The organism is Streptomyces aurantiacus (assembly GCF_001418335.1).
Taxonomy (GTDB): Bacteria; Actinomycetota; Actinomycetes; order Streptomycetales; family Streptomycetaceae; genus Streptomyces; species Streptomyces aurantiacus.
The window spans coordinates 1-6,328 of the sequence record NZ_LIPP01000385.1; the positions used below are offsets into that span (position 1 = coordinate 1).

6 protein-coding genes and 1 pseudogene are annotated in these 6,328 nt (G+C 70.4%); 2 read left to right on the top strand and 5 right to left on the bottom strand.

From position 1 onward, the window contains the following. Together AOK01_RS36155 and AOK01_RS36160 are read right to left on the bottom strand one after the other, a co-directional pair. Positions 1-317, bottom strand: a pseudogene (locus AOK01_RS36155) (polysaccharide deacetylase family protein); the annotation flags it as partial. Next, positions 314-1,135, bottom strand: a complete 822-nt coding sequence (locus AOK01_RS36160) for a polysaccharide deacetylase family protein (protein WP_055519239.1) — start codon at positions 1,133-1,135, stop codon at positions 314-316. The pseudogene AOK01_RS36155 and the gene AOK01_RS36160, both read right to left, overlap by 4 nt. Positions 1,136-1,399: 264 nt before the next feature. On the opposite strand from AOK01_RS36160, the gene AOK01_RS36165 reads away from it, so the two are divergent. Further along, positions 1,400-2,596, top strand: coding sequence for a class I SAM-dependent methyltransferase (locus AOK01_RS36165; protein WP_055519230.1), 1,197 nt, complete (start codon positions 1,400-1,402; stop codon positions 2,594-2,596). Positions 2,597-2,637: 41 nt separating this feature from the next. Here the strand turns inward: AOK01_RS36165 and AOK01_RS36170 are convergent, their stop codons facing one another. From AOK01_RS36170 to AOK01_RS36180, 3 genes are read right to left on the bottom strand one after another with little or no spacing between them, the layout of a single operon-like run. Further along, positions 2,638-3,897 (bottom strand): dipeptidase, encoded by a 1,260-nt coding sequence (locus AOK01_RS36170; RefSeq protein WP_079104041.1) that lies wholly within the window; start codon positions 3,895-3,897, stop codon positions 2,638-2,640. Between the two features lie 5 nt (positions 3,898-3,902). Beyond that, on the bottom strand, positions 3,903-4,430 hold the full coding sequence (purE, locus tag AOK01_RS36175) for a 5-(carboxyamino)imidazole ribonucleotide mutase (protein WP_079104042.1): 528 nt from the start codon (positions 4,428-4,430) through the stop codon (positions 3,903-3,905). Next, on the bottom strand, positions 4,427-5,587 hold the full coding sequence (locus AOK01_RS36180; protein WP_055519236.1) for a 5-(carboxyamino)imidazole ribonucleotide synthase: 1,161 nt from the start codon (positions 5,585-5,587) through the stop codon (positions 4,427-4,429). Before AOK01_RS36180 ends, purE begins: the two co-directional genes overlap by 4 nt. Positions 5,588-5,782: 195 nt before the next feature. On the opposite strand from AOK01_RS36180, the gene AOK01_RS36185 reads away from it, so the two are divergent. Then, positions 5,783-6,328: GtrA family protein (locus AOK01_RS36185; protein ID WP_055519238.1), on the top strand; the 546-nt coding region annotated here is incomplete at its 3' end.

Sequence of the window (6,328 nt, forward strand, 5' to 3'; positions counted from 1 at the left end):
GGGTCCTTCTCGGCGCCGTCGCCGAAGGTCAGGAAGACGACCTTGTCGCGGGTCGGCACGCGGTCCACGACGGGCGGCAGGCCGGGCCCCGCGCCGCGTACGGCGGGCCGCCGGGCGGGCGGGTCCGGCGCCGGGTCCCGCGGCGCGCTCAGGCCCCAGCGGCGGTACGCGTCCACGGGCGGCCCGTGCGTACGTACCTTCTGCGCGGCCTTCTTGCCCAGTCTCTCGATGGGATCGACGGACTGGGCGCAGCCGGTGAGGCAGCCGGAGACGCCGAGCACGCAGGCGAGCAGTGCGGCGACCCCCCGGCACCTCACAGGTAGTCCTCCAGACGTGCCACCGCGTACCCCTTGTCGGTGACCGCCTTGAGGAAGCGGCGGATCATGTCGGGCATCGTGCCCTTCCAGTCCTCCTTGCCGCGGAAGTGGCTGAGAACGATGTCTCCGGGGTGCAGGTCGCGGTCCCATTCCCGGTAGTCCCAGTGGTCGACGAAGACCTCCTCGTTCCAGAGGGGGACCGCCTTGATGCCGCAGGTCCTGGCCGCGCGCAGGGTGTCCTCGTTGTAGTTGCCGAAGGGCGGGCGGAAGAGGGCCGGGCGCTTGCCGTACCGCTTCTCGATCACGTCCTGCATACCGCAGATCTCCCGCTTCTGCTCGGCGTACGAGAGGTCCGGCAGGTAGCGGTGGTGGAGGGTGTGGTTGTTCAGGACCACGCCCGTGGCCTGCATCTTCTTGAAGTATGCGTAGTCCTCTTTGACCAGGTAGTCGCTGAGGAAGGCGGTGTACGGGATCTTCAGTTCGCCCATCATGCGCAGGAACGCCGGGTCCTTCTCGGCGCCGTCGTCGATCGTGAGGAAGACGACCTTGTCCTTGGTGGGGACGGTCGTGAAGACCGGCGGCAGACCGTCGTGGTCCTCCACCTCGAAGCCCTCACGGGTGTCGAGGTGCGGCTTCTTCGCGGGGGCGGGGGGCGCGGGCAGGGGCGCCTTGACCAGGCCCCACCTCTTCACCGCGGCGGCGCGGGCGCGGCGCTCCCGGTCGAGTTTCGCGGCGGCCTCCTGGGGCTCCTGGCCCGCGGCCGGCTTGACGTCGGCGTCGCCGAATCCCGGGCCCGAGCAGCCGGTCGCCAGGGCCATGACGGTGAGGGCCGTGGCTGTCAGCAGGACCAGGGTGGTGCGTGCCACGCGGGACGGGCGGATCGCGGCCCGCGGGCCGGTGGGGGCCGAGCGCGCAGTTCCCCGTCCCCCTGAAGAGGCGCCCCCCTCGCGCCTTTCCTCACCATTGCAGTCATTTCGTCGTACAAGTTGCATGAATCCGGATCTTCACAGTTCACGCCCCTCGGGGCCCCTCGACACATCCGCCGAACGCGGGCCGTCCACCGACTGGCCCACAATGGGGCGGTGAACGACCTCGATCCGCTGACCTCCTTCGCCGCCCTGCTCACGTCCGAGGGGCGGGCCCTGCTCGACGAGGTGCGCGGCACCGAACCGGCCCAGGAGCTGGCCGTGGCGACGCGGCTGCGGCGCGGGCACCCCGTCGGGCTCGTCTCGGCCGCGCTCGGGCAGGCGCGGCTGCGGCAGCGGGCCGTCGCGAAGTTCGGCGCGGCGGACGCGGCGGGCATGTTCTTCACGCCCAACGGGGTCGAGCAGTCGACCCGGGCGAGCGTCGCCGCGTACCGTGCCGCGCGGTTCCGGGAGCTCGGGGTGCGGTCCGTGGCCGACCTGTGCTGCGGCATCGGCGGTGACGCGATCGCGCTCGCCCGCGCCGGAATCCGGGTCCTCGCCGTCGACCGGGACCCGCTGACCGCGGCCGTGGCGCGCGCGAACGCCGAGGCGCTCGGGCTCGACGAACTGATCGAGGTGCGCGAGGCGGACGTCACCGAGGTCGACACCGCCGGGTACGACGCCGTGTTCGTGGACCCCGGGCGCCGGGGCGGGCGCGGCCGGATCTTCGACCCCGAGGGCTACTCACCGCCGCTGTCCTGGGCCGTCCGGGCCGCCCGCGCAGCGCCTGTCGCGGCCCTGAAGATCGCCCCCGGCATCCCCCACGAGGCCGTCCCCGCCGACGCCGGAGCCGAGTGGATCTCGGACTCCGGGGACGTGAAGGAGGCCGTGCTGTGGTTCGGTACGCGGGAGGCCGGATCGGTCCGCGCGACCCTGCTGCCAGGACCGCGCACCCTCCTGGGCTGCGGACTGCCCGATCCCGCGGTACGACCCGTGGGGCGTTTCCTGTACGAGCCCGACGGCGCCGTCATCCGCGCGCACCTGGTCGCCGAGGCCGCCGCGGAACTGGACGGCGGAGGGCTGGTCGACGAGACGATCGCCTACATCACCGCGGACTCCACGACGGCCACCCCGTACGCCACCGCCTACGAGATCACCGACCAGCTCCCCTTCGGCGTCAAGAAACTGAAGGCCCTCCTGCGGCAGCGCGAGGTCGGCATCCTGACCGTCAAGAAGCGCGGATCGGCGGTCGAGCCGGAGGAGCTGCGGCGCAAGGTGAAGCCGCAGGGGCCCCACTCCGCGACCGTGTTCCTGACGCGCGTGCAGGGCGCCCCGACCATGCTCCTGGGACACCCCGTCGCACTTGACACCTGATCAGGCACTGGTGGTGAGGAACAGGTAGGCAACAGGCAGACCTAGCCGTCCAGTTGCTCCAGGGTCGCGTTCGACGGGCCCCTGCGGGACTGTTCGGCGCGCGCCACGTCTTCCGCGGCGCCCAGCACCCGTACGGAGTTCTGCCAGGTCAGCTTGGCGAGGTCCGTCTTCGACCAGCCGCGGTCCAACAGCTCCGCGATCAGGTTCGGGTAGCCGGAGACGTCGTTCAGGCCCTCCGGGGTGAACGCCGTGCCGTCGTAGTCGCCGCCGATGCCGAGGTGGTCGACGCCCGCCACCTCACGCATGTGGTCGAGGTGGTCGGCGACCGTCGAAGCGGTCGCTACGGGGCGCGGGTTGGACTCCTCGAAGGCACGGTGGACCTTCATCGCCTCGGCGGTCGAGTCGAGGTGATGGAAACCCCGCTCGCGCATGTTCTCGTCCGCGGCCTCCGTCCAGTCGACGGCGGCCTGGAGAACGAACTTCGGCACGAACGTCACCATCGCCACACCGCCGTTGGCCGGCAGGCGCTCCAGCACGTCGTCGGGAATGTTGCGCGGATGGTCGCAGACCGCGCGCGAGGACGAGTGGGAGAAGATGACCGGCGCGACGGACGTGTCCAGCGCGTCCCGCATGGTCGTGGCGGCCACGTGGGAGAGGTCCACCAGCATGCCGAGCCGGTTCATCTCACGTACGACCTCGTGGCCGAAGGGCGACAGGCCGCCGGCGGCCGGCTCGTCCGTCGCCGAGTCCGCCCACGCGACGTTGTCGTTGTGGGTAAGGGTCATGTAGCGGACCCCCAGCTCGTACAACTGCCGCAGCGTGGCGAGGGAGTTGTCGATCGAGTGCCCGCCCTCGGCGCCCATCAGCGAGGCGATACGGCCCTCCGCGCGCGCCGCCTCCATGTCGGCGGCGGTCCGGGCGCCGCGCAGGTCCGCCGGGTAGCGCTCGATCAACTGCCGTACGCAGTCGATCTGTTCGAGGGTCGCCGTGACCGCGCCCGGCAGGTCCGAGCGCACGTACACCGACCAGTACTGCGCGCCGACGCCGCCCGCGCGCAGCCGCGCCAGGTCGGTGTGCAGGTGGGCGCTCTGGTCGCCGGCGATGTCGCGCGCGCCGATGTCGTAGCGGACCTGCTCGCGCAGCGCCCAGGGCAGGTCGTTGTGACCGTCGACCACGGGGAAGTCGGCGAGGAGGGCCCGGGCGCCGTCGAGAGAACGAAGGGAGCCACGGGAACCGGGGGAACCGGGGGAATCAGAGGAGCCGGGAGAGCCGGGGGAATCAGGTGAACCGATGGAGGTCATACGTGTCACTTCCCGAATCCGAAGCCGTTACCCGAACCGCTCTCGACCTTGGCGCGCAGCCGCTTGCCCTTCTCGGTGGCCTGGTCGTTCAGTTCCTGCTGGAAGTCACGCATCCGGCCGAGGAGTTCCTCGTCGTGCGTGGCGAGGATGCGGGCGGCCAGCAGACCCGCGTTGCGCGCGCCGCCCACCGAGACCGTGGCGACGGGGACGCCCGCCGGCATCTGGACGATGGACAGCAGCGAGTCCATGCCGTCCAGGTACTTCAGCGGGACCGGCACGCCGATCACGGGCAGCGGGCTGACCGAGGCGAGCATGCCCGGCAGATGGGCCGCGCCGCCCGCGCCCGCGATGATCGCTTTCAGGCCACGCCCGGCCGCCTCCTCGCCGTACGCGATCATCTCGCGCGGCATCCGGTGGGCGGAGACCACGTCCACCTCGTACGCGATGTCGAACTCGTCGAGGGCCTGCGCGGCCGCCTCCATGACGGGCCAGTCGGAGTCCGACCCCATGACAATGCCTACGACAGGGCTCATTCGGTGATCGTTCCTCTGAGGTAGCCGGCTGCGTGACGGGCGCGCTCCAGCACGTCGTCCAGATCGTCGCCGTAGGTGTTGACGTGGCCCACCTTGCGGCCGGGTTTCACGTCCTTTCCGTACATGTGGATCTTGAGTTGGGGGTCGCGCGCCATGCAGTGCAGGTATGCGGAGTACATGTCCGGGTAGTCGCCCCCCAGGACGTTCACCATGACCGTCCAGGTCGCGCGCGGGCGCGGGTCGCCCAGGGGCAGGTCGAGGACCGCGCGGACGTGGTTGGCGAACTGGGAGGTGATCGCGCCGTCCTGGGTCCAGTGGCCGGAGTTGTGCGGGCGCATGGCCAGTTCGTTGACGAGGATGCGGCCGTCCCTCGTCTCGAAGAGCTCCACGGCGAGGTGGCCGACGACGCCGAGTTCCTTCGCGATGCGCAGGGCCAGTTCCTCCGCCCGGAGCGCGAGTGCGTCGGCGATGCCGGGCGCGGGCGCGATCACCGTGTCGCAGACCCCGTCGACCTGCTGGGACTCGACCACGGGGTACGCCACGGCCTGGCCGTGCGGCGACCGTACGACGTTGGCGGCCAGCTCCCTCACGAAGTCGACCTTCTCCTCGGCGAGGACCGGGACGCCTGCCCGGAAGGGCACCGCGGCTTCGACGGCGGACCGTACGACCCACACGCCCTTGCCGTCGTAGCCGCCGCGGACGGTCTTGAGGACGACAGGGAACCCGTCCCCCTCCGTCCCCTCCGGGACCCCCTCCGCCGCGAAGGCCACCACGTCCTCGGGGCCGCTCACGATCCGGTGCCGTGGGCACGGCACACCGATCTCGCCGAGCTTCGCGCGCATCACACCCTTGTCCTGGGCGTGCACGAGAGCGTCGGGTCCGGGGCGTACGGGAACGCCGTCCGCCTCCAGTGCCCGCAGATGCTCGGTGGGTACGTGTTCGTGATCGAAAGTGATCACGTCGCAGCCCCGCGCGAAGGCACGCAGCGTGTCGAGGTCGCGATAGTCGCCGACGACGACCTCGCTGACCACCTGCGCCGCAGAGTCCTGGGGGGTGTCACTGAGGAGCTTGAACCTGATGCCGAGCGGGATGCCCGCCTCGTGTGTCATACGAGCGAGCTGCCCCCCGCCGACCATGCCGACTACCGGGAACGTCACACCCCCAGGGTATCGGCCGTATCCGGCCACTCCTGTCGCGCGCGCATGATCACCAGTGGTTCCGCGCGCTCGTCACATCCCGGACACATCTTCGAGCCCGGGCCGGGCACCCGGGGGAACCGCTGGTTAGCATGGCCGGGTCGACGAAGGTTGACGAACATGACGTATCCGACGAGACGGGGGCTGGGCGACACTATGGGCAAAGGTGGCAAACGCAGGGCCCATGCCAGGCCGCCCAGTGCCGTCCGCATCCGCATCGACCGGCTGACCAGGGAAATCGCCAAGTTCGGCGCGGTCGGTGGGGCCGGCCTGCTCGTCAACCTGATCACTTTCAACCTGGTGCGCAGCACCACTGATCTTCAGGTCGTCCGGGCCAGTGTGATCGCCACGGTTGTCGCGATCGTCTCGAACTACATCGGTTTCCGCTACTTCACATACCGCGATCGCGACAAGAGTGGCCGGACCAAGGAACTGACACTGTTCGTGCTCTTCAGCGCGGTCGGCCTGGTCATCGAGAACGGTTTCCTGTTCGCCGCCACGTACGGCCTGGGCCTCGCCGGCCCACTGGCGAGCAACGTCTTCAAGTTCGTCGGCATCGGCATCGCGACGCTCTTCCGCTTCTGGTCCTACCGCACCTGGGTCTTCCGAGCCACTCCGGCCGAGGAGGCCGACGAGGCCGTGGCCGACGCCGAATCGTTCCTGGAAACCCCGGTCACCTACCTCCAACAAACCCCCGAGGAC

Coding starts and splice junctions, on each gene's coding strand:
- AOK01_RS36160 (WP_055519239.1), bottom strand. CDS start 1,135: ATGGCCCTGGCGACCGGCTGCTCGGGCCCGGGATTCGGCGACGCCGAC.
- AOK01_RS36170 (WP_079104041.1), bottom strand. CDS start 3,897: ATGACCTCCATCGGTTCACCTGATTCCCCCGGCTCTCCCGGCTCCTCT.
- purE (WP_079104042.1), bottom strand. CDS start 4,430: ATGAGCCCTGTCGTAGGCATTGTCATGGGGTCGGACTCCGACTGGCCC.